Consider the following 24,623-nt stretch of genomic DNA (forward strand, 5'->3'; position numbering starts at 1 on the left):
GAGCCTGCTGGTGGGCAACCTCAACCTGGGGATGCGGCTGGCGCTGGCGCTGGGCATCTACGCCACCGGCCTGACGACTTATCTGCTGGCCCGCGACCATTTCTCCAAACCGGCGGCACTGGTGACGGCCGTTGCCGTTATGTACGCCCCCTACTTCGCCTTCGATGTTTACTTTCGTGGCAACCTGGCCGAATCGCTGGCCTGGCCGCTGCTGCCCCTGGCGCTCTGGGGCATGGGCCGATGGGTCCGCACCCCCCAACCACGCTGGCTGCTGCTAACGGCCGTTACCTACGCCGCCATCCTCCTCACCCACAACGTCTTTGCCCTGATTTTCAGCCCGCTGCTGGCGCTTTACGGAATCTGGGAAATTGTCAATTGTCAATGGTCAATGGTCAATGGTCAACGGCGAAAATTGACAATTCACCATTGGCTGTTAACCATTGGCAATTCTCTTCTCCCCCTCCTCCTCGGTCTCGGTCTCTCCGCCTTCTTCTGGCTGCCGGCCATCGCCGAACGGGGATTGGTCCACAGCGACCGGCTGCTGGTTCCGCCGGTGTTTGTCTATTGGGGCAACTTCGTCACCCTGCGCGAGATTTTCGCCGCGCCGCAAACCGTCCACCCGGACCTGATGAACCCGTCGCCGGCGCGGGCGCTGGGGCTGGTTCCGCTGCTGCTGGCGCTGCCGGCCCTCACCATCGGCTGGTGGCGGCTGCGTCCAGAGCCGCGCCGCCAGGTTGTCTTTTTTGGCCTGGCAACGGCCGTCTACGTGTTCCTGATGACGGCCGTGTCCGACCCCCTCTGGGCCAACCTGCCGCTGATCGAATACGTGCAGTTCCCCTGGCGCTTGCTCGGCCCGGCCGCCCTGACGCTGGCGATGTTGGTCGGCGCAAGTGTGGACGCTTTGGGGAGACGGGGAGACGGGGAGATGGGGAGACAGGGAGATGGGGAGATGGGGAGATTTTTTCTCCCGGTCTCCTTGTCTCCCGTTCTCCCGGTCTTCTTCACCGCGGCTCTCATCCTGGCCGACCTGGCCTGGCTGGACGCCCGCTTTTGCCCTGGCCTGGAAAACCCGACCATTGCCGATATGCAGGCATTTGAACGCGACAGCGCCACCATCGGCACGACGGCGAAGGGGGAATACCTGCCGCGCACAGTGGAATATATGCCCGACCAACCGGCTACGGAACCATTTGCGCCACTGCCGGACACGGCCGTTCTCCAATCCGCCACCCGCGCTCCTCTCCGCCTGGAAGCGGCCATCCGCGCCAGCGCCCCCTTCACCCTGACGGCCAACATTTTCGATTACCCCGGCTGGCGCGCCGAACTAGACGGCGCGGCCGTCCCGGACGGCCGCGCCGTCCCCATCACCCCCACCCCAGGAACCGGCCTCATCTCCATCCCCATCCCCCCCGGCGACCACACCCTCACCCTCCACTTCGGCTCCACCCCCCTGCGCACCGCCGCCAATGGGGCATCGTGGGCCAGCCTGTTCGTACTCGCCGTCATCGTATTCCGTAAGCCGTATTCCGTATTCCGTGTTCCGTAAGCCGTATTCCGAAATCCGAAATCCGCAACCCGTTCACAATTCACAATTCACAATTCACAATTCACAATTCACAATTCTCTTCCTCGCCCTCTTCCTTTTCGCTCTCATCCACCTCCTCCTCCCCCGCGCCGAAACCCCACTGCGCCGCTCGGGGTTGGCCGGACTGGCGGAAACGGCCGTCTTCACCAACAACCTCATCCTGCGCGACTACCAGATCGCCAGCCGCACCCTGGCCGCCGACGACGCCCTGCTCATCACCGCCACCTGGCAGGCCGGCGGCGAGGTAGACCGCGCCTACCGCGACACCGTGCGCCTGATTGGGCCAGACGGCAATTTGTGGAGCGAAAAAACGGCCGTTGCCCCCCGCGTCTTCCGTGCCGCCGGCCCGACACAGACCTGGCCGGCGAACCAATACGCCGAATCGCAGCATTTGCTGGAGCCGCTGCCCGGCACGCCGCCCGGAACTTATCGCATTGAACTCATTTTGTTCGACAAAGAGACGCTGGCAACCGCGCCGACCACCGACGGCCGTCTCACTCTCGACCTGGGCACAGTGCAAGTCACCCGACCGCGCCAGGCGGCCCGGCCAACCGCCCAGTACAACGCCGACTTCGCCTGGGGTGATGTGCGTCTGACCGGCTACAGTCTGGACCGCGCCGCAGCCGCCCCCGGCGATCCCTTCCTGCTCACCCTCATCTGGCAGGCCGACGCCGCGCCCGACGCCAATTACCTGGCCCGCCTGAGTCTGCTGGCCGCTGACGGCCGTGCCGCCTTCCAACTCGATTTACCGCCCGTGCGCGCCGACTTCCCCACCGGCCAATGGCAGGCGGGCGACGTCTGGCGGGGGCAGCACAGCTTCCGCCTGCCGGTAGATTTAGCCAGCGGCGACTACCACTGGCAGCTAACCCTGTGCGACGATCAATGCCGCGCCCCCATCGCCGATCTGGGCGCGCTCACCATCACCGCTCCCGACCGCCTTTTTACCACGCCGCCGCTGGACATCCCCCTGAACGCCCAATTCAACACCCTCACCACCCTGCTCGGCGTTAACTTCACTCCCGGTCTCCCGGTCTCCCTAACTCCCACCCTCATCTGGCGTGCCGAAACAGAGACACCCACCAGCTACCGCGTCTTCGTCCATCTGGTGGACGAGGCCGGGCAAATCGTGGCCCAATCAGATGGTGAACCGGCCGGCTGGACGCGCCCCACCACCGGCTGGCTGCCCGACGAAATCATTCTGGACGCGCACACCCTGGACTTGAGCAGCGTGCCGCCCGGCGTTTACCAGATCAACGTCGGTTTGTATGATCCGGTGGGCGGCGGGCGTGTGCCGCTGCCGGATGGGGCAACGGCCGTTACCATTCCCAATATCACCATCCCATGAACCGCGCACTCTCCCGCTACACCTGGCTGGCGCTGCCAACAATCCTTCTTCTGACCGCTGCTTTGCGTTTCTACCGGCTGGACCAACTACCGCCCGGCCTCTGGTTCGACGAAGCGTGGAGCAGCGTCGCTGCCCGCGACAGCGCTGCGCAGGGGCTTTACCCTGTCTACTACGCCGCCAGCTTTGGCGGGATGCATCCGGCCATCGTCTACCTGGCCCGTCTGGCCAACGCCCTCAGCGACTACCCCCTTTCCCTGCGCTACGCCGTCGCCGTTGTCAGCACTTTAACGGTGGGCGTCGCCTTCTTTGCCTACAGCGCTGTTTTTGAATTAGACAGCCGTAAACCGTATTCCGTTTTCCGTAAACCGTTTTCCGAACTTCACCATTCACAATTCACCATTCACCATTCATAATTCCTCCTCTCCCCCCTCATCCTCGCCATCACCTATCCGTTTGTCCATTTCAGCCGGATGGGGTTTGAGTCCAGCCTGCCCGTGCTGGCCGGGCTGCTGGTGTTTTGGAGTCTGGCGCTGGCCTTGCAGCGCCAGCGGGCAGGCTGGTTTGCTCTGAGTGGCGCTGTGTTAGGGCTGTCGCTGTACAGCTTCGACACGGCGCGTTTTTTTCCCTTTGCTCTGTCGGCAGCCTATTGGGGCGTCGTCCTGGTCCACCGACGGCGGGAATGGCGGCGTTATCTGGGCTGGTATGGACTGCTGGCGGGCACGGCCGTTCTTGTTTTCCTGCCGCTCGGCCTTTACGCCTTTACCCACTGGGACGCCTTCGCCGGGCGCGTCGGCGTAGCCACCTACAACACCCTCGGCCCGGGCGCCGCCTCCGTGCCGCTGACCCTGCTGCGCAACCTGGGGCGTACGCTGGCTGGGCTGTTCTTGCCCGGCTTTGGCGACGTGATCGCCCGCCACAACCTGCCTGGCCGCCCTGTGTTTGATCCTTTTCTGGCGATTCTGTTTGGCGTTGGCCTGGCGCGATTGGTCTGGACATGGCGACGGCCGTCTTCCATCCTCCTGGCCTCCTGGGCTTCCGTCATGCTGCTGCCGGTCATCCTCACCGATGGCGCGCCGACCTACACGCGCATCTTTGGTGCGCTGCCCGCTCTGGCGGCCATTGCGGCGCTGAGTTGGGATTGGGGATTGGGGATTGCGGGTCGCGGCGAGGGTGTGCCGCAATCCTCAATCCGCAATCCACAATTTCTCGTCCTCGTTTTGCTGGCGTTTAGCCTGACCACCACCATCCGCGACTATTTCGTCCACTGGGCCGCTTTGCCCCAGTTGTTTGATGATTTTCAGGTGGCCGAGTGGCAGGCGGGCCAGGCGGCGCTGGCGGCATTGGCCGAAGGGGATGTGTTTCTGGTCCCCAACCAGATCGATGAGAGCCACCCCACGTTGGATTGGCTGCTGCACGATACGGCCGTGCGCCCCCTGCCGCCTGACTGTTTCGTTTACCCGGCGGATGGGGAACGGACGTTCACCTACCTCATCCACACCCCCTCCGCCCCCGACGCTCTGACCGCGCTGCAAACCGCCTTCCCCACCGGCCAAACCACCGCCGCCGTCGTCAGCCCACTCACCGGACAGACGTTGTATGAGAGGTTTAATGGTCAATGGTCAATCGTCAACGGCCGTACCCGCCTCCGAAATCCGCAATCCGAAATCACCTTCGGGGCCATCCAACTGGTGAACAGCCCGGTGGTCGGCGTGACGGAAACGGCCGTTCTCATCCCCCTCGTCTGGTACGCCGCCGACCAACCGACCGGCGACCATACCCTGTTTGTCCACCTCTACCCCGCCGGGCAGGAAAATGGCCCACCGCTGGCGCAGTTAGACGTACAACCCTGCCTGCCCACGGCCCAATGGCGGCCCGGCGACGCTATCACCGAAACCTACGCCCTGCCCCTGCCGCCCGATTTGCCACCCGGCGACTACACCCTGGCGCTCGGCTGGTATACCTGGCCGACGTTCGAGCGGCTGCCGGTTGCGGGGACAACGGCCGTTCTCCCCAACAACCGCCTGCTCCTCCAATCCATCACCCTGCCGCCGGACGCCGCGCTGGGCAGCTATGCCCTCCGCCTGGGCTGGTACGAGCCGGTGACGGGGGAGCGCTTGAGAGAGGTTGTGATTGATCCGTAAGCGGAATCGGAATACGAGTTAGATTCCATGACAAAACGACTGACTTCCAACCATTTGAACCTTCTCTGTCTTCTGCTCCTGGCGGCGGGTGGGCTGTGGGGCGTGGGGCGCGCCCGGCAGACGATGGCCCAATTTACCCAGACGCCGCCCGACTTTGACGAGGCGGTGCATCTGCTGCCGGTGCGCCAACTGGCCTACGATTTGCAGCAGGGCGACCTGGGCGCGTTCTTGCGCCATACGCTGAATCAGGACCAACTGGCGGCGTACCCGTTTTTCCATTCCTGGCTGATGGTTCCGGCCTGGCTGCTTGCGCCGGGCATCACCACGGCGCGGACGATGAGCGCGGTGTATCTGGCGCTGGCGGCGCTGGTGGCTTTTGGCTTGGGACGTGATCTGGCGCGGAACGGCCGTTCCCCCTGGTTAGCCGGTCTGGTCGCCGGGGCGCTGACGCTGCTGGCGCTGCCCTTGTGGGCTTACGCGGCGCTGGCTTACCTGGAGGGGGCCGGGCTGCTGGTGACGTTGTTGGCGCTGTGGGTTTACGGCCGTAGCCATCCACCGCAAGCGCCCCACACCCATCGTTACGCCGCGCTCACCAGCCTGGCCGTCGCGGCCGCTTTGCTGACCAAATACAACTTCGGCCTGTTCCTGGCGGGCGGCATCATCCTGAATGAACTCATCACCCTCTGGCTGGCGGACCGCGCCGGGCGGTTAGGGGAATGGCGGCGGCGCTGGCTGTGGTTGGGTGGGCCGGCGGCGCTGGTGGCGCTGCTGTGGTTTGCCTGGCCGGGACATTGGGCGCGGTTTGTGGCGTTTAGCGGCGCGCAGCAGGGCGCATTGACCATTGGGGAACCGGCAAGTTGGCTGTTTTACCCGCGCAGTTTGCTAACGCAGTACAGCGCGGGCTGGCCGGTGGCTTTGCTGCTGGTCGCCGGGCTGCTTTATGGCCTGTGGCGCTGGCGCGATTTCCGGGGCGCGGTCGCTGCTGGCTTATTTGTTCGTGAGTTGGCTGCTGCTGGTAACAGTGCCACAGAAGGAGACGCGCTTTTTGTACACGGTGGCGCCGGTCGCTTTTGTGCTGGCGGGCGGTTGGGCAGCAGCGGCCGATGAATGGCTGGCGCGGCAGGTGGGGTGGCGGCGCACGGTGTTGGTGACGGTGATGGGGTTGTGGCTGGTGGCGGGGATAACGGCCGTTGCCCAACGCTTCCGTTTGTTCGATGAGACCCTGGCCGCCGGTTACGCCAGCGCCCCAGAGACCACTTCGTTGTATCGGTTTGTTCAGGAGCATACGCTGGCCCAGGGCGAAGGCGTGTATTTGCTTAATAGCTGGCATCTGTTCAGCCACCCCGCCCTGCTGTGGACTTACTACGACGCGGCCCCAGACAGCCCGCTCGCTTATGACGACGGCTTGTTAGACGCCGGAGTCGTCCCCGAACCGACGCCCGCCAACCAGGATGCGTTCATCGCCGATTTGCGCCAACGAGACATCCGCTACGTGGCGACGATTGATGGCAGCCCGGCCGGAAGTTACACCGGCTGGGCGATCATGGAGCCGTTGTTGGCGCGGGGGCTGGTGGAACACGTGGTCAGTTCGCCGGTAACGGCCGTGCCCGTCTTCGGTTTTGCCGCTCAGGAGGCGCTGCTGCGCGGAGATACACCCCAGGCCGCTCATGGGCAAGACGCCATCACCCTTCAGGTTCATCTCTACCGGGTCAGGGAATAGAGGAACTGGAGATTGGAGATTGGAGATGGTGATTCTCCAATCTCCAATCTCCAAAAGACGGTACAATCAGGCGCGATGAAACAACGCCTTCTGACTTTATTGGCCCTGGCTTTGCTGGCGATTCCGGCCGCGTCGCCTTTCTTTTTGCCCGGTGTGCCGCGCACCAACGACCTGTCGGCGCATCTGTTTCGCACCTTCTTTTTTGACCGGGCGGCAGATTGGGGCGGCTGGTGGCCGCGCTGGTCGCCGGACCTGGTTTACAGCTTTGGCTACCCGGTCTTCAACTTCTTCCCGTCGCTGTTCCACGCCGTCACATCTACGCTGAGCGATGTTGGCCTGCCGCTGCTGACGGCCTATCGGGTCGTGACTTACCTGCATTTCTTTGGGGCGGCAGTGGGCAGTTACCTGTTAGGGCGGGTGGCGCTGCGCAGTCGGGCGGCCGGCTGGGCGCTGGCGTTGGTGTACACCTACAGTCCCTACCTGCTCTACGACGCCCACGTGCGCGGCTCTGCGCCAGAAACGCAGGCGTTGGCGCTGCTGCCCTGGCTGGTGCTGGCAATCTGGAAAAGTGCGGAGTGCGGATTAGAAGCCGCTCCGCGAATCCGAAATCCGAAATCCGAAATCCGAAATCCGAAATCGCCGTTTTGGGTGTTGGCAACGGCCGTTCTCTTTGCCGCGACCTTTCTCAGCCATCCGGTGGTGTACCAGATTCTCATCCCGATTGGGTTGTGGCTGCTGCTAAAGGCGTGGTTTGCGCGGCGGGACGGCCGTTTCTGGGCATCACTTGTCGGGCCGGTGGTGGGCATTGGGTTGGGCGGGCTGCTGGTGGCCTTCTTCTGGCTGCCTGCCTTTGCCGAAGTGGGCCTGGTGCAGGCCGATCGCAGCATCAGCCAGGGATACGCCTACCAGAGCAACTTCCTGTCGCTGGCCGATATGCTGCGCTGGCCGCGCATCCCGGCCGACCCGGCGCTGGTGAATCCGCCGGTGGTGCGGGCGCTGCCGGTAGTGGGGCTGCTGTGGGCGGCGCTGTTTTTGGCCTGGCGCTGGCGCAAAACAGCCCGGCCACAGCGCGAGATTGTGGTGACGTGGACGGCCGTTCTGCTGCTTTGCGTCTGGCTCATCACCCCCAGTTCCCAGTTCGTCTGGGACAACTTCCCCCTGCTGCGCCTGACATTTTACCCCTGGCGGCTGCTCAGCATGGCCTCGCTGGCGACGGCGATACTGGCCGGCGTGGCAGCCGGGGAAATTGTCAATTGTCAATGGTCAATGGTCAATGGTCAACGGTTAACCATTGGCAATTGGCTATTAACCATTGACAATTTCTTCCTCTTCCTCCTCACCATCCTCATCATCACCGCCAGCATCCCCTGGTTGTACCCGCCGCGGCAGGCGATGCCGGAGCGAGTGGATTTGGCATTGGCGTTGAGCGAAGAACTGCCGCCGCTGCTGATCGGCACGACGACGTTGGGCGAATTTTTGCCGCAATGGGCCGCCGAACTGCCGCCGCAGGAACCGGCCCAAAGCGCCCTCATCGCCCAGGACAACCCGGATCGTTTGCAGCCCACCGCCGGCCTGACCTGGACGCTGCAAAGCGCCAACCCAATTGACGCGGTGTATCAGGTGACGGCCGCACGGCCGTTAACCATCACCTACAACCAGTTTTATTTTCCCGGCTGGCGGGCCTGGCTGGATGGCGCGCCGCTGCCCATCACCCCATCCACGCCGCATGGCCTGATCACCGCCGCCGTCCCAGCCGGCGACCATGCGCTGCGCCTGGCCTTTGGAACCACCCCGGCGCGCACCGCCGGCTGGGTGATTAGTGGGCTGGCGCTGGCCGCCTGCCTGGGAATGGCTTATTGCGGATTGCGGATTGCGGATTGCGGAGTAGACCTTCCGCAATGCGCAATCCGCAATCCGCAATTCCTCCTGGGGTTAACGGCCGTTCTCGTCTGGCTTTTTTTCACGGTTGTGGACACGCCGCTGCGCCGGTCAACGCTGCTGCCGGACGGGGTGTGGGGCCAACCGACTATCACGCCGTTGGATTTTGCCGGGGAGCTGCGCCTGTTGAGCTTTGCGCAGTCGGCGGCAGCCATCGCCGCCGACGAGACCATCGAACTGACGCTGTACTGGCAGGCGCAGCGCGCCATTGGCGTGCCCTACGACGTGGGCGTGCAGGTGTTGGATGAGAACGGCCGTCAATGGCAGGCGGGGGTGCATCGCCCGGCCGACTGGCGTTTTGTCGGCGCCGATCCCGGCCGCCGGACAGCTATCGGCTGGACCCGTTTGTGGTGGAATTGGCCGATGGCGCGCCGCCGGGAGCTTATACCTTCCTGGTGGGACTGGTGCGCAGCGATACCGGGCAGACGGTAGCCGCCCATGAATTAGGCGGTTTTGCGCTGACGCGGCCGGGCAGCGGGGCGCGGCAATTGGAAGAGGGGATGATGGCGGCGGCGGAAACGGCCGTCTCGCAAAATCTCCGCCTCCTCGGCACGCGCCTGGACCGGCGTGAAGCCGCGCCGGGCGACGTGGCACGGGTGACGGCCGTGTGGCAGGCGGCGGCTGGTGTGGCGACCAACGAATTTGAACTGCAATTGGTGGGGGAAGATGGCACGGCCGTTCTCCGCCAATTTGTGACCATCGCCGCCGATTATCCATTGGCCCAATGGCAGCCCGGCGACCGGCTGCGCAGCGAGACCATCTTGCGTTTGCCGCCCGGGTTAGACAGCGGCGACTACACCTGGCGGTTGTTGTGGGGCGACCAGGATGTGGCGCTGGGCGACCTGCGCGTGGCTGCCCCAGAACGCAGTTTTACGCCGGTGGCGGTGGATACGGCCGTGAACGCCACCTTCAGCGACCTCGCCACCCTGCTAGGCGTTAGCTTCTCCCCGTCTCCCGCTCACCCCCTCTCTCTATCTCCCATTCTGGTCTGGCGCGCTGAACGGGAGATGACAACCAGTTACCGTGTTTTTGTGCATCTGGTGGATGCGGCGGGGCAGATCGTTGCCCAATCGGACGGCGAACCGGCAAATTGGGGCCGCCCGACAACGGGCTGGCTGCCGGGCGAGATTGTGGTGGATGAATACACATTGATGCTGCCGGATGCGCTGCCAGACGGTCGGCTGCGTTTGCGCCTAGGGCTGTATGACCCAGAGACAGGGGAACGGCTGCCGGTGGCAGCGGCCGATTTTGTGGAAATTGCCTTGCCCGATGGGTAAGGCGTTACGCCTCGCCTGTTACCTGCCCTTTTGTTTTATGCCGCAGCCGCCATTCCCGCACCACCAAAATACCTAACGTCAGCGCCGTCAGGGGCACGACAAATTCCAACATGACAGCGCTGAAATTGGGCAGCGCGTCGTGCTGCGTCGCCGCCAGCACCAGATACAGAGTGTAGGCGATGTAATAAGCCAGAAAAACAGCCCCTTCCCAACGGGCGATCAGATTGCCGGTGAAGAAAATCGGCAGCGTTGCTATGGTCACGGCAACCATCACCGGGATATCGAAGCGGATGACTGCCGGGGCCACCGAGATGCCGCTGGGCGTAATCAGGCCCGTCAGGGCCAGCACCGCCATAATATTAAACAAGCTGCTGCCAATGGCGTTGCCAACAGCAATGTCTTTTTCCTGCCGCAGCGCCGCCAAAACAGATGTCGCCACCTCCGGCAAAGACGTTCCGGCGGCGATGATCGTCAGCCCAATAATCAATTCGCTCAGTCCGAAGATGCGCGCCAGAGAAACAGCGCCATTTACCAACAAACGCGAGCCAAACACTAGCAGGATCAGCCCCAACGCCACCAAACCCAAATTAATCGCCCAACCCTGCCAGCCTTCAATGCCAGCGCTGTATTCCTCGGCGTACTCATCTTGCACCGCCTTTGTCTCGCGGCGGCTTTTGCGGACGAGAAAGACGATGTAAACCAGCAGCCCGGCGAACAACAGCCCGCCCTCCCAACGGCCGACCAACCCATCGGCGGCCATCCACCAGAACAGCAGCGACACGCCAAGAAGCAGCGGCGCGTCTAGTCGGATGAGCTGCTGGTCTACAATCAAAGGGGTGATGAGCGCCGACAGTCCTAAAATGACCAGGATGTTAAAAATATTGCTGCCAACCACATTGCCGATGGCAATATCCGCCTGTCCCTGGAAGGCGGATTGCAGGCTGATGGCTAACTCTGGCGAACTGGTGCCGAAGGCGACCACTGTCAGGCCAATGATTAGCGGCGAAATGCCCAGGGCGGCGGCCATGCGCGATGCGCCGCGCACCAGGCCTTCTGCGCCAACAACTAATAAAACCAAACCGGCGATAAGGGATAGCGCTATTTCTAATGTCATCGTCTGTTTTTGTCTCCAGGAACGGCCGTTTTCGGTGCTGGGCGCTGATAATTACCCAAGCGCGCCAGCACACCGCTGCGTTTATACCGGCTTCCTCCGCCTCAGGCCACATTTGCTTGTTTTTCGCTAAGGGTTCATCTGTTTTTAACTTGTGAGATTGGACCAATCATGGAGATTGGTCCAATCTGGGCCATGTAATTTCTAGTTGATCACCAAGGTAGAACCAACTGAGCAATTGCTGCAATTGCTGTCAGAGTAAACTATCTGGGCGCACTTCGGAGTATAATCAAGCAAAACCCAGGCAGGGATTGCCCTGAACCTGAGGCTGATCGAATACAGGTATGAACTATGAACCGAACCGAACTGCTTAAGCAACAACTACAACAACGCATTCTCGTCACCGATGGGGCCACCGGCTCCCTGCTGCAAACCTACCAGCTCGACGAAGCTGGCTACCGCATGGAACGCTTCGCCGACTTCCCCTACGACATCAAAGGCAACCATGAAGTCCTCAACCTGACCCAGCCGGAGATCATCAAAGCGGTGCATACCGCCTACCTGGAAGCGGGCGCGGACCTGATTACTACCAATACGTTCAACGGCACGGCCGTTTCCCAGGCCGAATACCACATGGAACATCTCGTCTACGAGATGAACTACCACGCCGCCCGCCTGGCCCGCGAAGCCATCGCCGCCTTCAATCCGAAATCCGAAATCCGAAATCCGAAATTTGTCTTGGGCTCCCTCGGCCCGGCCAACAAAATGCTCTCCCTCTCGCCCGACGTATCCGACCCCGCCTTCCGCGCTGTCACCTTCGACCAAGTGGCCGCGGCTTACGCCGAGGCGGCACGGGGCCTGATGGATGGCGGCGCCGACGTGCTGCTCATCGAAACCATATTTGATACGCTGAATGCCAAAGCGGCCGTGTTTGGCATTCAAACGCTCTTTGAAGAGACGGGTAAAGAACTGCCCCTCATGATTTCCGGCACAATCACCGACGCCAGCGGCCGCACGCTGTCCGGGCAGACGATGGAAGCGTTTTGGTACGCCATCAGCCATGCACGGCCGTTGATTGTGGGCATGAACTGCTCGTTTGGGCCGGCGACGTTACGGCCGTATATCACCACCATCGCCAACCTGGCCGACACCTATGTCAGCCTCTACCCCAACGCCGGGCTGCCCGACGGCTTCGGCGGCTTCAGCGAAGAAGTGGACGACATGGTTCCCGTACTGCGCGAACTGGCCGAAGAAGGCTACCTCAACATCATCGGTGGCTGCTGCGGCACCACACCGACCTACATCCGCGCCTTCGCCAAAGCTGTCGAAGGCTTGCCGCCGCGCCCGATTCCGACCATCGAACCGCGCCTGCGCCTGAGCGGCATGGACCCCTTTGTCCTGACGCCGGAGATGAATTTTGTCAACGTCGGCGAACGGACCAACGTCACCGGCTCGCGCAAATTCGCCCGCCTCATCCTGGAAAACAAGTACGACGAAGCCCTCAGCGTCGCCCGCGAACAGGTGGAAAACGGCGCGCAAATCATTGACGTGAACATGGACGAGGGCATGTTGGATTCCGAAGTGGCGATGACCCGCTTCCTCAATCTCATCGCCGCGGAGCCAGACATCGCCCGCGTGCCGCTGATGATTGACTCGTCCAAATGGTCGGTGATTGAGGCGGGGTTGAAGTGTGTCCAGGGCAAATCCATCGTCAACTCCATCAGCATGAAGGAAGGCGAGGCGGAATTTATCCGCCATGCGAAGCTGGCGCGGCGCTACGGCGCGGCGGTGGTGGTGATGGCCTTCGACGAGCAGGGGCAGGCGGACACCTTCGAGCGCAAGACGCAAATTTGCGCCCGCGCTTACCGCATTCTCACCGAAGAAGTCGGCTTCCCACCCGCAGACATCATCTTCGACCCCAACATTTTTGCCATCGCCACCGGTATCGAAGAACACAACGAGTACGCGATGGCCTACATCGAGGCGGCGCATTGGATAAAGGCCAATCTGCCCCACGCCCTGATCAGCGGCGGGGTGAGCAACCTCTCCTTCTCCTTCCGCGGCAACGACGCCGTGCGCGAGGCGATGCACGCCGCCTTCCTGTACCACGCCATTCAGGCGGGTATGGATATGGGCATTGTCAATGCCGGGCAGCTTGCCATCTACGAAGAAATTCCCGGCCCGCTGCTGACGGCGATTGAGGATGTGCTGTTCAACCGCCGCCCGGACGCTACAGAGAACCTGGTGGGTCTGGCGGAGAAGGTCCGCGGCGGCGGCAAGGAGCGACGAGAAGATTTGAGTTGGCGCGAGATGCCGGTGAACGAACGGCTGTCTTATGCCCTGGTGAAGGGGATTGACGCTTATATTGTGGAAGATACGGAGGCGGCAAGAATGGCGGCGGCACGGCCGTTACATGTCATCGAAGGGCCGCTGATGGAAGGCATGAACCGGGTCGGCGACCTGTTTGGCGCGGGCAAAATGTTCCTGCCGCAGGTGGTAAAAAGCGCCCGCGTCATGAAAAAGGCGGTCGCCCACCTGGTCCCCTACTTGGAAGCCGAAAAGGAAGAGATGGGGCTGGCCGACCAGGCCAACGGCAAAATTCTCATGGCGACGGTGAAGGGCGACGTCCACGACATCGGCAAGAACATCGTTGGCGTGGTGCTGCAATGCAACGGCTACGATGTGATAGACCTGGGGGTAATGGTCCCGGCGGAGCGCATTTTGCAGACCGCCCGTGAGGAAAAGGTGGACATCATCGGTCTGAGCGGCTTGATCACCCCGTCGCTGGAAGAGATGCGCCACGTGGCCGCAGAGATGGAGCGGCAGGGGTTCACCCTGCCCCTGTTGATTGGCGGGGCGACGACTTCTAAGATTCATACGGCGGTTAAAATTGAACCCAACTACACACGCGGCCCGGTTATCCACGTGGTAGACGCCTCACGCGCCGTCGGTGTAGCCACCCACCTGCTGGGCGACAGCGACGATTTGATCCATGAGGTCAAAGCGGAGTATGCCAGCCTGCGGGAAAAACATGGCAGCCGACGGGATAAGCAGCGATTACGGCCGTTGGCCGAAGCCCGCGCCAACAAATTCCAGGCCGATTGGGGCAGTTATTGCCCGCCCGCGCCCACCTTCACCGGCGTGCACGTGTTTGACGACGTAGACCTGGCCGGGCTGCGTGCATACATGGACTGGACCCCTTTCTTCACCGCCTGGGAGTTGGCGGGCAAATTCCCGCGCATTTTGGTGGATCCGGTCATCGGAGAGACGGCGACGCAGTTGTACGAGGATGCCCTGGCGATGTTGGACTGCATCATCCAGGAGAAGTGGTTGACAGCGCGGGCGGTGGTGGGCTTGTTCCCGGCGCACAGCGTGGGGGATGATATTGTTGTTTTTAACGCAGAGGCGCAGAGACGCGGAGACATGTTGACGGTAGTGCATACGCTGCGGCAGCAGATGGAACGGCCGCCGGGCCGGCCGAATCTGGCGTTGGCTGATTTTATTACGCCACAAGAGACAGGGCTGGATGATTACCTGGGCTTTTTTGCGGTGACGGCCGGGTTGGGCGTGGATGAGAAAGTGCGCCAGTTTGAAGCCGCCCACGACGATTACCGCGCCATCATGCTGAAGGCGCTGGCCGACCGGCTGGCGGAGGCGCTGGCGGAACAGATGCACGGCCGTGTGCGCCGCGAATTATGGGGCTATGCGCCCGACGAGAATTTAAGCAACGAGGAGTTGATCAATGAGGCGTATCAGGGAATTCGGCCGGCGCCAGGCTATCCGTCTTGCCCCGATCACACGGAAAAGGGCGAATTGTTCCGCGTGCTGGACGCGCCGGGCAATGTGGCGATGAGCCTGACGGAGAATTTTGCGATGCGGCCGTCGGCGGCCGTGAGCGGCTATTACTTCGCCCACCCCCAAGCGCGTTACTTCGGCCTGGGCCGCATTGACAGAGACCAGGTGGCTGATTATGCTGAACGGAAAGGGATGACGCTGCAGGAAGCGGAGCGCTGGTTGGCGCCGAACCTGGGTTATGAGCCTATGGAGTGACGATGCAAGCATTAAGGTTTGTTCAAACGCCAAAAGATGGCAAGATTATTATAGAGTTACCGACGTATCTGCGTTCGCAGTTAGTAATCGTCTAAGAATAACTTCCCGTTTTTTAGATTGGACCAATCTTGGAGATTGGTCCAATCTGGCCATGTAATTTCTAGATGATCACTTAGTTGAAGTCATTGTTTTGACGGGTGTCGAATAAGAGGTTGAGCTTGAAGGGAACGCCACGCAGTATCGCGGCGCGCTGCGTTTGGATCTGACTGTCCAGGAAGTTGATGATGAGTCGCAGATATTGAGGGATGAATGGGACCCACGTATTTGATTGATACAAATATCTTGCTCTACTACTTCAACGATCAGTACCGGCTCAAGCCATTCCGATGATGGATGGGATTGTCAGGCAATCTTTCAATATTTGGCATGGTTCATCGAGCGAAACATCTTCTTTACAAATTTACGCTGCATTGTCATGCTGAACGGAGTCTTCGGCCCTGAGCAACGTCGAACGGGGAAGCATCCCATTCCCACCAGAGTAGCGGGATGCTTCGGGGGATGCTTCGGCTTCGCTCAGCACAGGCTCTCAGCATGACGCGCTTTCTTGCCAAATTTGTAAAGCACATATCGCCTGGAATGAACCATGCCCAACGTAGATGATTTTGCTGAGATTGCTATGGTACCAGTTTACAATCCGTTCGCCTGAGCTTAAACAGGGCAATGGCGCTGATGTCTTGGTCAAGATAAGGTCTTCTTGCCATATACGCAACAGTATGAAGATGAAACTGCTTGATGTTTTGCGGGCGGAGGCTGTTCGGCGAGGGTTGTTGGCGGAAACGGCCGTCATAGACGCGGCCACCGCTTTCCACCTGGTACGCGACATGCCCTACATTCGCGCCAGTTCGCGCCAGCCAGAGGCCATCATTCAGGAATGGCGGGGCACGTGTTCTGGCAAACATTATGTGCTCAAGGCGCTGTTGGCGGAGTTGGGCATTGCGTCGCGGCTGATGGCTTGCACGGCCGTTACCGAGATTGATTTAGCCGACGCGCCGCCAGCGTTACGGCCGTCGCTGGAAATGGGGCACGGCCGTTTTGTAGATGTTCACAACTACCTCATCCTGGACCTGCCCACAGGGGAGATGGTGGTAGACGCCACCTGGCCGCTGGCTGTGAAGGGCACGGGGTTGGTGGTGAACGAGCAGTTTGTGCCGGACCAAAACCAGGAAATTGCCTGCACGCCGCTGCAAAGCTGGGTTGTGCCCGCCGACCAGGACCCGCAAACGTACAAAGACTACCTGCTTACCACCCATTTTTCAGCCGAGGAGTTGGCGGCGCGGGATGCGTTTGTGCTGGCGATGGGCAGCTTGTTTCAGATGAATGAATGAGTGATTGATGGAGGGGAGAGCATGACAGCAATTCTTGTTTTGACGGCAGCGGCGGTGGTAACTGCCGTACTCGCCACAGCCGGCGAATACAAAGCCACGCGCACCCAGGTCTATTTCTTTAAACCGCTCACCACCACCCTGATTATCTTCATTGCCTTGTTGGGAACCGGCGCAGCCACGCCGCTGTACAAGGGCCTGGTGATTGCCGGGTTGGTCTTTTGCCTGGGCGGCGATGTGTTCCTGATGCTGCCGGCGCGCTACTTCATCGCCGGGTTGGCGAGCTTTTTGCTTGGGCACATCCTATACATTGTCGCCTTTGTCACCGATGCCGGGTTCCAGTTTTCGGTCTGGTGGCTGCTGCCGCTGTTGGTCTATGGCGCGGTGGTATACGGCCGTCTCCACGCCCACCTGGGCAGAATGCGCCTGCCGGTCATTGTGTACATGATCACCATTTTGACCATGGCCTGGCAGGCATTGGGCCGCTGGTCGGTGCAGCCAACGACTGGGGTGCTGCTGGCGGCCGTTGGCGCGGTTTTGTTTGTGGTGTCGGATTCGGCGCTGGCGCTGGACCGTTTTCGGGCGAAGTTTCGCAGTGCGCGGGTGATTGTGCTGAGTACTTACTGGCTGGCCCAATGGCTCATCGCCCTGTCGGTGGGCGGCTACCTGGCCCTGACATAAAATGAAAAGGCCCGGTGTACACCGGGCCTTTTTTATTCACAGAATTCTTCTCTAAAAGTTTCTACTTACAAGTTTCTAAATCTCGATATTTAAACCTCGATTCTTACCTTCACTAAAAACTTTGTTAAGCTCAACAATTCTGAACAGTTGTTACGCAAACTCTAAACAATTACCACATTTTCAATTTGCTAACGGCTAACTCAACGCTACCGTCTACACCGGATTTGTGTTGGTCAGAGGTTCAAAAGAATCTGCTGGACCTTATTTGAGGCCGTTATGGTTAGCCAGTTGGTGTTGCCTTCGATCACTTCTATACGCGCCTCCTTTCTGACTATTAATGAAAATTTGTAAATGGTAGGTTAACCTGAGGCCATCATACACGGTTTAAAGGGGAGCCGTCAATAGGCCTTCTGGCTTAGTTAATCTACGACTTACCTACGACGTGCGGCTCTGTGCGGACCTGCCAGAGGTGGGAAAAGCGCCCAGGGGCATGATGGTTTCAGGATTGGTGTCCACAATTTCGGCCGATAGTGCGCCGTGGGTCATCTCTTGCAAGGCGGTCTGGAAGGCGGGGAATTGGGTGACGGTGAATTGGGCGGTGAGGGTGATGTCGGCGGCAAATTCTTCTTCGAGGATACGGCCGTCATGCGCCGCCGCCAACAGGCGAATTCGCTCCAGCATTGGGTAGGGCAAGGCCAACATCACCGTGTGGGTGGGCACTTTTTCGGCCAGGGGCAGCGCGGCCAGCACAGCTTTGGCGGCATCGCCATAGGCGCGTACCAGGCCACCCGTGCCCAGTTTGGTCCCGCCAAAATAGCGCGTCACCACCACCGCCAGATCGCCCAGGCCGCTGCCCTGAATGACGGCCAGTATGGGCCGCCCGGCTGTGCCGGAGGGTTCGCCGTCGTCGTTGCAGTGGGCGGTAACGGCCGTGCCAAAGCCAATCTGGTAAGCGGGCACATTATGGCTGGCATCGGCGAACTCTTCTTTGATACGTTTGATGAAGGTCTTGGCCTGGTCTACGTTGAAAACCGGCGCCGCGCTGGCGATGAAGCGGGAGTTTTTCACTTCGATTTCGGCGCGGGTTTCGGCGGCGGGGATGGGATAACGGCTGCTCATGTGGCTATTGTAACGGCCGTTGCCTGGACAGGCCAACTGTCAGAGAGTGACAAGGTGACGCAGTGATAAAAATGTCCGATTGTGAGCTTTGCGCCTATACGGGGAGATTTTTTGTTAACTCTTGTGTGGGTCTCTGCCTGATCTGGTGGATGGCTGTTAGAATGGGGTTCATGCGAACATTAACGATTTTGCTGATTTTGCTGCTGTTGACCGGATGCCGACAGATGGATGAGGTGGCGACGGCGACGGCCGTTCCCCCGCCGCCGCCATCTATTGCCATTCTGCCTTTGCCGACACTGACGCCCAGGGCGACGGCCGTGCCGCCCACGCCAATCTCATCGCCAATCTCATCGCCAATGCCTGCGCCCACGCTAACGCCATCGCCCACTGCCACGCCGGCTTATCCCATCTACACCGGCGCGCCGCTGAACCGCACCGACATGGGCGTGCAAATCCACCTACACCGCGAAGATTTAACGGCCGTGATGAGCCATCTGCAAACCCTGGGCGTCGGTTGGGTGAAGGTGCAGGTCTCCTGGAAGCTGTATCAACCCGCGCCCGACCGCTACGACGACTTTTTGCTGGCGGAACTGGACGCGCTGGTGGCGGCGGCCGAGGCCAACGACATCGCCGTGCTGCTCAACGTCGCCAAAGCGCCGGAATGGAGCCGCCCGACGACAGAATTAGACGGCCCGCCGCTGGATGCTGCCCATTTTCAGGCGTTCATGCAGTTTTTGGCGCAGCGCTACCGGGGGCGGGTGGCGGCTTATGAACTGTGGAACGAGGCCAATTTGCAGCGCGAGTGGAACGGCACGCCGCTAAACGCCGCCGACCTGGTGGCCTTGCTGCGCGCTGGGGCCGCCGGGACGCGGGCCGGCGACCCGGCGGCGCTGCTGATCAGCGGCGCGCCGGCGACGACAGGCATTAATGATGGCGTAACGGCCGTTGACGACCGGGTATTCTTGCGGCAAATGTTAGCCACGGGCGTGGCCGACGTGGTAGACGGCATTGGTGTGCATCCTTACGGCTGGGCCAACCCGCCGGACAGCAGCGTGACGGATGGAGAAACGGCCGTGCCCTCGCACAACAACCATCCCAGCTTCTTCTTCAAGGACACCATCACCGATTATCTCGCCTTGCTGGATGAATTTGGCGTGACCGATTGGTTGTGGGTGACGGAATTTGGTTGGGGCAGCTTTGAAGGTTTCTTCGACGAGGCGGGAACGCCGGCCGCGCCACCCGCCGGAGCCGAGTTTATGGCCTACGTCAGCGAATGGCAGCAGGCGGAGTACATTTTGCGCGCCTTCGAGATGGGGCAGGCATGGGCGCGGGTTGGTCCAATGGTCCTATGGAACCTGAATTTTGGCCCACTGCTGGGGTCGGAATTTTCTGAATCAGGTTACAGCTTGCTGAATCGGACGGGTGAGTCGCGTCCGGCTTATCGGGCGCTGCAACACGCCGCGCAGTAGACGGGCCTCAGAGCGATTTAAGTCTTTACTTTCCGGTAAGTCATAGGTGCTGATGGCGACCAACTTGTTCATAATTGCAGGTAGCAAAAACACAAACTGCAAGGAGGACATATGTCAATCGCCATCATCCGAACTATACAAGTTCTGGAAGAAATCGTACAAATTCTGCCTGTGGGCACGAACCTGGCTCTTTTACATTTAATGTGGGTCATGCTCAATGGGTCCTTTCTCAGAAGCCGAGGTGCTGTTCACGGCGCATTGGTTGAATCCGGTTTCCACGCCAGGCCAGGTCAGGCGGAGTTGGTCAGCGCTGCGCTATGGCGTTTGGTCCATCAGCGAACTGATCGGGGCGTTGGCGCGCGATCGTCCTGCGTGAAGGGCGTTGGCAGCCCCGTGAATATGATGGCTACCGACCATTGGCCGTGGACATCACAGCTTTTTGGCGACCTAAACTCCAGGGTTGGGCCGGCAAGTTCTTTTATCGTCTAGCGAATCGGGCCGTCAAAGGCGTCGGCTACGGGGTCATCACGCAGGTGGGGCAAGTGGATGGACAACGGGTTCCTTTGCTCAAGCGGATAATTCGGGTCAAGCGGTCAGAGATGAGCGAAGCCGACCTCAAGGCGGATATTTTGCGCCAGGCAAGCACCTATCTGGACGAGAAGGAAGTTTGGATTCATGATGCTGGTGTGGGATTGGCCGACGTGCAGACAGCCAACATTGCCCGGTATGTCATTCGCCAGGCGGTGAATGCAACCGGGCGACGCAACTATCTGCCGCCGGCTAAGGATCGCGGCCGACCGGCTCAACACGGTGAAAAAAGTGCGTCCGTTGCCGCGGGAACGACTCGAACACCTGATAGCAGCGACGTCGCCGGATGTCAGCACGCAATTTCAATTTCAAGGACGCACCATTCAAGTTCAAGGCTGGCAAGAGCTGGTGCGTGCTGACCAGAAAGTGGCCGATGCGACGCAAACCTTCACCATTTGGACCTTTTCCGACCCTTTGTATAAGAAGCCAATGGTTCTGGGCACAAACCTGGCGGCCTCGGCAGAGACGGTCTTTCTTCTCTACCTTGACCGCTGGCCCGTTGAGCAACCGCCACTGGTCGCCAAGCAAATGTTGGGATTACATCGTCAATCTGTTTTTGCCCCCCGTCTCAGTTCTCCGGCTGCCAGAGTTGGCGTTGTTGGTGGCTAACATCCTGACCTACCTGGCTGCGGTGCTGCCGGCGATGCCTACCGGATTTTGGGACAGGCAGCCGAAAGCGCACCTCAGGACGGTTGCGGCGCGTGTTAGCCAGGGCAGTTTTTCCTAATGAATACCCTTTTTGCTGACCGACTTCGAGAAAAGCAGTCGGTTACGGCCCATTTGCCCAAGGGAATTCTAGCCCATCGGCGAAGGGAAACGACGCCAAACGGCTCCCTGAAACGGTATTTGGCGCTATTTTCGCCCACATTGTTAAAGTTCTTTGAGCCAAAGCTGGGCTTTGGATTGTTCGTTTTGCCCTTTTGGGGCAAGCAGTTACCGGAAAGTAAAGTTAAGTTAATTTTGACAAAAAGCACGCTTGCTATGTATCCTTTGGTGATATAAGGCGTGTTCATGTACCTGGCATCTCTACGACTTTCCCCTCATGTCACCTCGATGCGCCGCCTGCCTGTTTATCCGCTCTGTTTGTATGTACTCTGATTTGGAGGAAACCGCGATGTCCAGATTTACTTCTAAGCAGCTTGGTATTATCATTCTGACCATTCTCACGGCGTTGATCCATCTCTTTTTTGGGGATTGGCAGCCTGGGAGATGGCTTTTTTGGCGTGATTTTTATTTTGAATGGCCTGGGCTATCTGGCGCTGTTGGCCGGTTTGTATTTTTTGCCGCAGTTGGCCGGGCAGCGGGCGTTGATTCGTTGGGCGCTGTTGGGGTTTACGGCCGTTACCATCATCCTCTACTTCGTCTTTAATTGGCCGGAGGTGTGGGGCGTGATAGGGCTGCTGACAAAGGCCATTGAACTTGCCCTTGTTGTGCTGTTATGGCTGGAGAAAACAGATTAAGACAAATTCTGAGCTGGCTGCAACGGGCGGCCAACGTCTTGCTGCTGGCAGTGGTGTTGATCTGGCTGGGGCTGCGGTCTTTTCGCAGCGATATGTTGGCAGGCTGGCTGGCCCAGGCCACGCCGGATTATCCCTTTTTGGCGAATATGGGAACGGCCGTTGGGGGTAACGGCCGTTCTCTTTTTGCTGCTCGTCATCACGTTTGCCCTCAACCAAACCATCTACAAAAACCGCCTGAACGCTGACTATAGCCTGAAGCCAGGCGCGCCGCGCCCGGCGCAGTTTGTGGCCTATCCGCTGCTGCACAAAGATTCGCAGCACCTGTGGGGCAACCTGTCCGGCGTCCTTTTGTTGGCTGCGTTGGCCGTCATCATCACGCCGAGTTTTCAGGCGTTCTTGCTGGCCTCGGTTGTGATTTTGCTGGTGCAGGGCGTGGGTATCTGGTGGTACAGCGACAAGGGCGAGTCGCACTTGGGCGCGAGCGGGTTTGTGACCGGCTATTTTAGCTTTGTGGTGGCTTATGGCATGGCGCTGCACAGCAGTTGGCAAAGCCTGATCGCCATTTTAACATTCGTCGTTTTTGGCAGAGCATTCTGGCTACGCTGAGAGATCAACGCAGGGGTACTTCGGTGGTGGGCCATTTTTGGGGGTTTATCAGCGGGATTCTGGCGGCGGCGGTGTTGTTTTATTGGGGATAGGGGAGAGAGGAGAGGGGTTAGACAGGGAGTTGCCCTAAGAAGTCTAGCTGGTGGGCGATGTAAATCAGTTCGCCGGATTCGATTTGGGCGTGGCGGTGGGTGATCCAGGCGTTGAAGGTATCCTGGTCCAGTTGGGGGTGGCCGCGCAGGGCTTCGTGTAGGGTGTGGACGATGAAGTGTAGGAAGTAGGCTTCGTCGGCCGGGTAGCCTTGCGGCCCACCGTAGACGACCCAATCAGAACTGCCGGCGGCCAGGATTTGCGCCCCGGCGCGGCGCAGATGGTGGAAGAGGTGGCGGCCGGTCTGGCTGTCGCCGGAGGGACGGCCGTTGACCAGCCGTTCATCCATCGTGCGATGATAGAGCGCCTCGACATGGGCGTCGAAAGCCGCATCTATGGTCGGCTGCAAAATGGTCGCCCCATCAAAATTGAGCGTGAAGTAAAACAATCCCCCAGGGCGCAGCAGCGAAAAGAGACCTGGCAGCGCTGTGGGCGCGTCTACCAGGTCCAGGAAGGCGTGGGCCAGCAGCACGTCCCAGGTTTGCCGGCCGTTGTGTTGGGCGATGAAGTCGAAGATGTCTACGGCCGTTAACGTCAGCGGTGTTTCTTTGGCCAATGGCGCCAGTCGTTCTGCGGCGATGCGTATGTTTTCCGGTTGGGCGTCTACGGCCGTATAGCTGCCCACCGGCCACAATCCCCGCTCTTGCCAGCGCTCGACCATCGTGCCAATGCCCGCGCCGACTTCTAAGATGTGCGGGCCATCCAGCGCCAGCACCGCCTGGGCTAATTGCTGCCAGACACGGCCGTTCAGCGCCCGGTCGTCTACCGTCTTTTTGGCCGCCAGATAGCGGGGAAAGTTGGGAGTTGGGAGTTGGGAGTTGATAGTTGGGAGTTGGGAGTTGATAGTTGACAATTGGCTGTTGGCTATTTATTTGTTGGTTTGTTGGAAGGCGTGGTTGTGGGCGGCGACTTCTTGCAGGAAGAGGCGGATGGAGGTCATGCTTTCGTCCCAGGTGGGGTGGGTCTGGTACCGTTTCTGCGCCGCCAATCCCAGCCGCAGCAGCAAGCGACGATCTTCGTTGAGCAGGAAGAGCTGTTTTGCCAGCGCCAGGACGTTGTTGGGCGGCAGCAGAAAGCCATTTTTGCCGTGCTGGACAATTTCGTCGGCCGCGCCGGCCGTGGAGCCAATCACCGGCAGGCCAAAACCCATCGCCTCGATGTAGACAATGCCAAAGCCTTCATACTCCGACGGCAGCACCAGGACGTGGCTTTGGTTGTATAAGGCGGCCAATGTCCAGTTAGACACTGCGCCGTGTTGGGTGATTTGCCCCTGGTTCAACTGGCGGATGGCCGGCCGGACGTGGCGCTGCACGTAAGTTGGGTCCACCGTCGGGTCGCCAACGATGTCCAGCAGCCAACTGCGCGGCGGCAAATAAGTCAGCGCCGCCAGCAGGGTGTGCAGCCCTTTGCGCCGGATGAGGTTGCCGACGAACAAGATGCGCAGTGGGCCTGGCTTTTGCGCGCGGGAGACGATGGTATGCTGGCTGACATCCGGCAGCAGGCGGTCGCCGCCGGGATAGGCGACCATCGCCGGGCGTTGGGCCATCGCCGGGGGCTGACCGGGCAGCAGGGCTTCCACGCGGTGCAGCGTGGTGCGGCTGTTGGCGATGACGGCGTCTACGCTGGCGAGGTAGCGCTGTTCGATGGCGCGATAGGCGGGCAGCAGCCAGGGAGAATGGCGCTCGTCGCTGCGCAGGTGGTGGACGATGCTGACGATGGGGTAATGGATGAACGGCCGTAACTGCCAATTTAGCCAAAATAAGGACGGGTGGTTCAATTCATCTTGCAGCAGCAGGTCGTAGGGGGTGTCGCGCAGGTGGCTGAAGAGGGCGCCGTCGAGGTTGTGGATGAGGTGACGGCCGTAACTGGACGGTTTCAGCGAGATGATCTCTACCTCGTCGCCGTGCCGCTGCAGCAGTTCCACCAACTGGCGGTCATACAAATAACCACCAGAGAGGGTTTCGAGACGGCCGTAAATCAAAAGTCCTATGCGCATGGGTC

Annotated in this window: 20 protein-coding genes; 16 read left to right on the forward strand and 4 right to left on the reverse strand. The window is 60.3% G+C overall.

Annotated elements, in window-relative coordinates:
* The 8 genes from IPM39_20395 to IPM39_20430 form a co-directional block, all read left to right on the forward strand.
* On the forward strand, positions 1–1,546 hold a 1,546-nt coding region (locus IPM39_20395), incomplete at its 5' end, for a YfhO family protein (GenBank protein ID MBK8988394.1).
* A complete protein-coding gene (locus IPM39_20400; protein ID MBK8988395.1) occupies positions 1,536–2,930 on the forward strand; it encodes a hypothetical protein in 1,395 nt (464 codons plus the stop codon). The genes IPM39_20395 and IPM39_20400, both read left to right, overlap by 11 nt.
* A complete protein-coding gene (locus IPM39_20405) occupies positions 2,927–3,343 on the forward strand; it encodes a hypothetical protein (protein ID MBK8988396.1) in 417 nt (138 codons plus the stop codon). The genes IPM39_20400 and IPM39_20405 overlap by 4 nt, the downstream gene beginning before the upstream one ends.
* A 57-nt stretch (positions 3,344–3,400) precedes the next feature.
* On the forward strand, positions 3,401–5,071 hold the full coding sequence (locus tag IPM39_20410; GenBank protein ID MBK8988397.1) for a hypothetical protein: 1,671 nt from the start codon (positions 3,401–3,403) through the stop codon (positions 5,069–5,071).
* A 27-nt stretch (positions 5,072–5,098) separates the two neighbouring features.
* Positions 5,099–6,178: a hypothetical protein gene (locus IPM39_20415; GenBank protein ID MBK8988398.1), complete on the forward strand. Its 1,080-nt coding sequence runs from the start codon at positions 5,099–5,101 to the stop codon at positions 6,176–6,178.
* Positions 6,117–6,791 carry a hypothetical protein gene (locus IPM39_20420; protein ID MBK8988399.1) on the forward strand — a complete coding sequence of 225 codons (675 nt, stop codon included), beginning with the start codon at positions 6,117–6,119 and terminating at the stop codon, positions 6,789–6,791. Before IPM39_20415 ends, IPM39_20420 begins: the two co-directional genes overlap by 62 nt.
* 75 nt (positions 6,792–6,866) lie before the next feature.
* The gene (locus tag IPM39_20425; GenBank protein ID MBK8988400.1) at positions 6,867–9,161 is read left to right on the forward strand and encodes a hypothetical protein; all 2,295 of its coding nucleotides are present in this window, start codon (positions 6,867–6,869) and stop codon (positions 9,159–9,161) included.
* Entirely contained in the window at positions 9,080–10,006 is a 927-nt protein-coding gene (locus IPM39_20430; protein MBK8988401.1) for a hypothetical protein, read from the forward strand. The genes IPM39_20425 and IPM39_20430 overlap by 82 nt, the downstream gene beginning before the upstream one ends.
* A 4-nt stretch (positions 10,007–10,010) precedes the next feature.
* On the opposite strand, the gene IPM39_20435 is transcribed toward IPM39_20430, so the two are convergent.
* A complete protein-coding gene (locus tag IPM39_20435) occupies positions 10,011–11,120 on the reverse strand; it encodes a calcium/sodium antiporter (protein ID MBK8988402.1) in 1,110 nt (369 codons plus the stop codon).
* A 348-nt stretch (positions 11,121–11,468) separates the two neighbouring features.
* On the opposite strand from IPM39_20435, the gene metH reads away from it, so the two are divergent.
* The 3 genes from metH (at position 11,469) to IPM39_20450 (ending at position 17,230) form a co-directional block, all read left to right on the forward strand.
* Positions 11,469–15,167: a methionine synthase gene (metH, locus tag IPM39_20440; protein ID MBK8988403.1), complete on the forward strand. Its 3,699-nt coding sequence runs from the start codon at positions 11,469–11,471 to the stop codon at positions 15,165–15,167.
* A gap of 779 nt (positions 15,168–15,946) precedes the next feature.
* Positions 15,947–16,552 carry a hypothetical protein gene (locus IPM39_20445; protein MBK8988404.1) on the forward strand — a complete coding sequence of 202 codons (606 nt, stop codon included), beginning with the start codon at positions 15,947–15,949 and terminating at the stop codon, positions 16,550–16,552.
* A gap of 21 nt (positions 16,553–16,573) precedes the next feature.
* Positions 16,574–17,230 (forward strand): lysoplasmalogenase, encoded by a 657-nt coding sequence (locus IPM39_20450; GenBank protein ID MBK8988405.1) that lies wholly within the window; start codon positions 16,574–16,576, stop codon positions 17,228–17,230.
* 435 nt (positions 17,231–17,665) lie between these two features.
* On the opposite strand, the gene IPM39_20455 is transcribed toward IPM39_20450, so the two are convergent.
* Positions 17,666–18,349 carry a YigZ family protein gene (locus IPM39_20455; protein MBK8988406.1) on the reverse strand — a complete coding sequence of 228 codons (684 nt, stop codon included), beginning with the start codon at positions 18,347–18,349 and terminating at the stop codon, positions 17,666–17,668.
* 170 nt (positions 18,350–18,519) lie between these two features.
* Between IPM39_20455 and IPM39_20460 the strand changes: the two genes are divergently transcribed.
* From IPM39_20460 to IPM39_20480, 5 genes are all read left to right on the forward strand, one after another.
* Positions 18,520–19,818 carry a cellulase family glycosylhydrolase gene (locus tag IPM39_20460; protein MBK8988407.1) on the forward strand — a complete coding sequence of 433 codons (1,299 nt, stop codon included), beginning with the start codon at positions 18,520–18,522 and terminating at the stop codon, positions 19,816–19,818.
* A 747-nt stretch (positions 19,819–20,565) separates the two neighbouring features.
* On the forward strand, positions 20,566–21,015 hold the full coding sequence (locus IPM39_20465; protein MBK8988408.1) for a hypothetical protein: 450 nt from the start codon (positions 20,566–20,568) through the stop codon (positions 21,013–21,015).
* A gap of 614 nt (positions 21,016–21,629) precedes the next feature.
* Entirely contained in the window at positions 21,630–21,866 is a 237-nt protein-coding gene (locus tag IPM39_20470) for a hypothetical protein (GenBank protein ID MBK8988409.1), read from the forward strand.
* The gene (locus IPM39_20475; protein ID MBK8988410.1) at positions 21,845–22,111 is read left to right on the forward strand and encodes a hypothetical protein; all 267 of its coding nucleotides are present in this window, start codon (positions 21,845–21,847) and stop codon (positions 22,109–22,111) included. Before IPM39_20470 ends, IPM39_20475 begins: the two co-directional genes overlap by 22 nt.
* On the forward strand, positions 22,026–22,472 hold the full coding sequence (locus tag IPM39_20480; GenBank protein MBK8988411.1) for a rhomboid family intramembrane serine protease: 447 nt from the start codon (positions 22,026–22,028) through the stop codon (positions 22,470–22,472). Before IPM39_20475 ends, IPM39_20480 begins: the two co-directional genes overlap by 86 nt.
* A 109-nt stretch (positions 22,473–22,581) precedes the next feature.
* On the opposite strand, the gene IPM39_20485 is transcribed toward IPM39_20480, so the two are convergent.
* Together IPM39_20485 and IPM39_20490 are read right to left on the reverse strand one after the other, a co-directional pair.
* Positions 22,582–23,475, reverse strand: coding sequence for a class I SAM-dependent methyltransferase (locus IPM39_20485; protein ID MBK8988412.1), 894 nt, complete (start codon positions 23,473–23,475; stop codon positions 22,582–22,584).
* A 15-nt stretch (positions 23,476–23,490) separates the two neighbouring features.
* On the reverse strand, positions 23,491–24,618 hold the full coding sequence (locus IPM39_20490) for a glycosyltransferase family 4 protein (GenBank protein MBK8988413.1): 1,128 nt from the start codon (positions 24,616–24,618) through the stop codon (positions 23,491–23,493).
* Positions 24,619–24,623 lie beyond the last annotated feature (5 nt).

It is taken from the genome of Candidatus Leptovillus gracilis, assembly GCA_016716065.1.
Classification (GTDB): domain Bacteria; phylum Chloroflexota; class Anaerolineae; order Promineifilales; family Promineifilaceae; genus Leptovillus; species Leptovillus gracilis.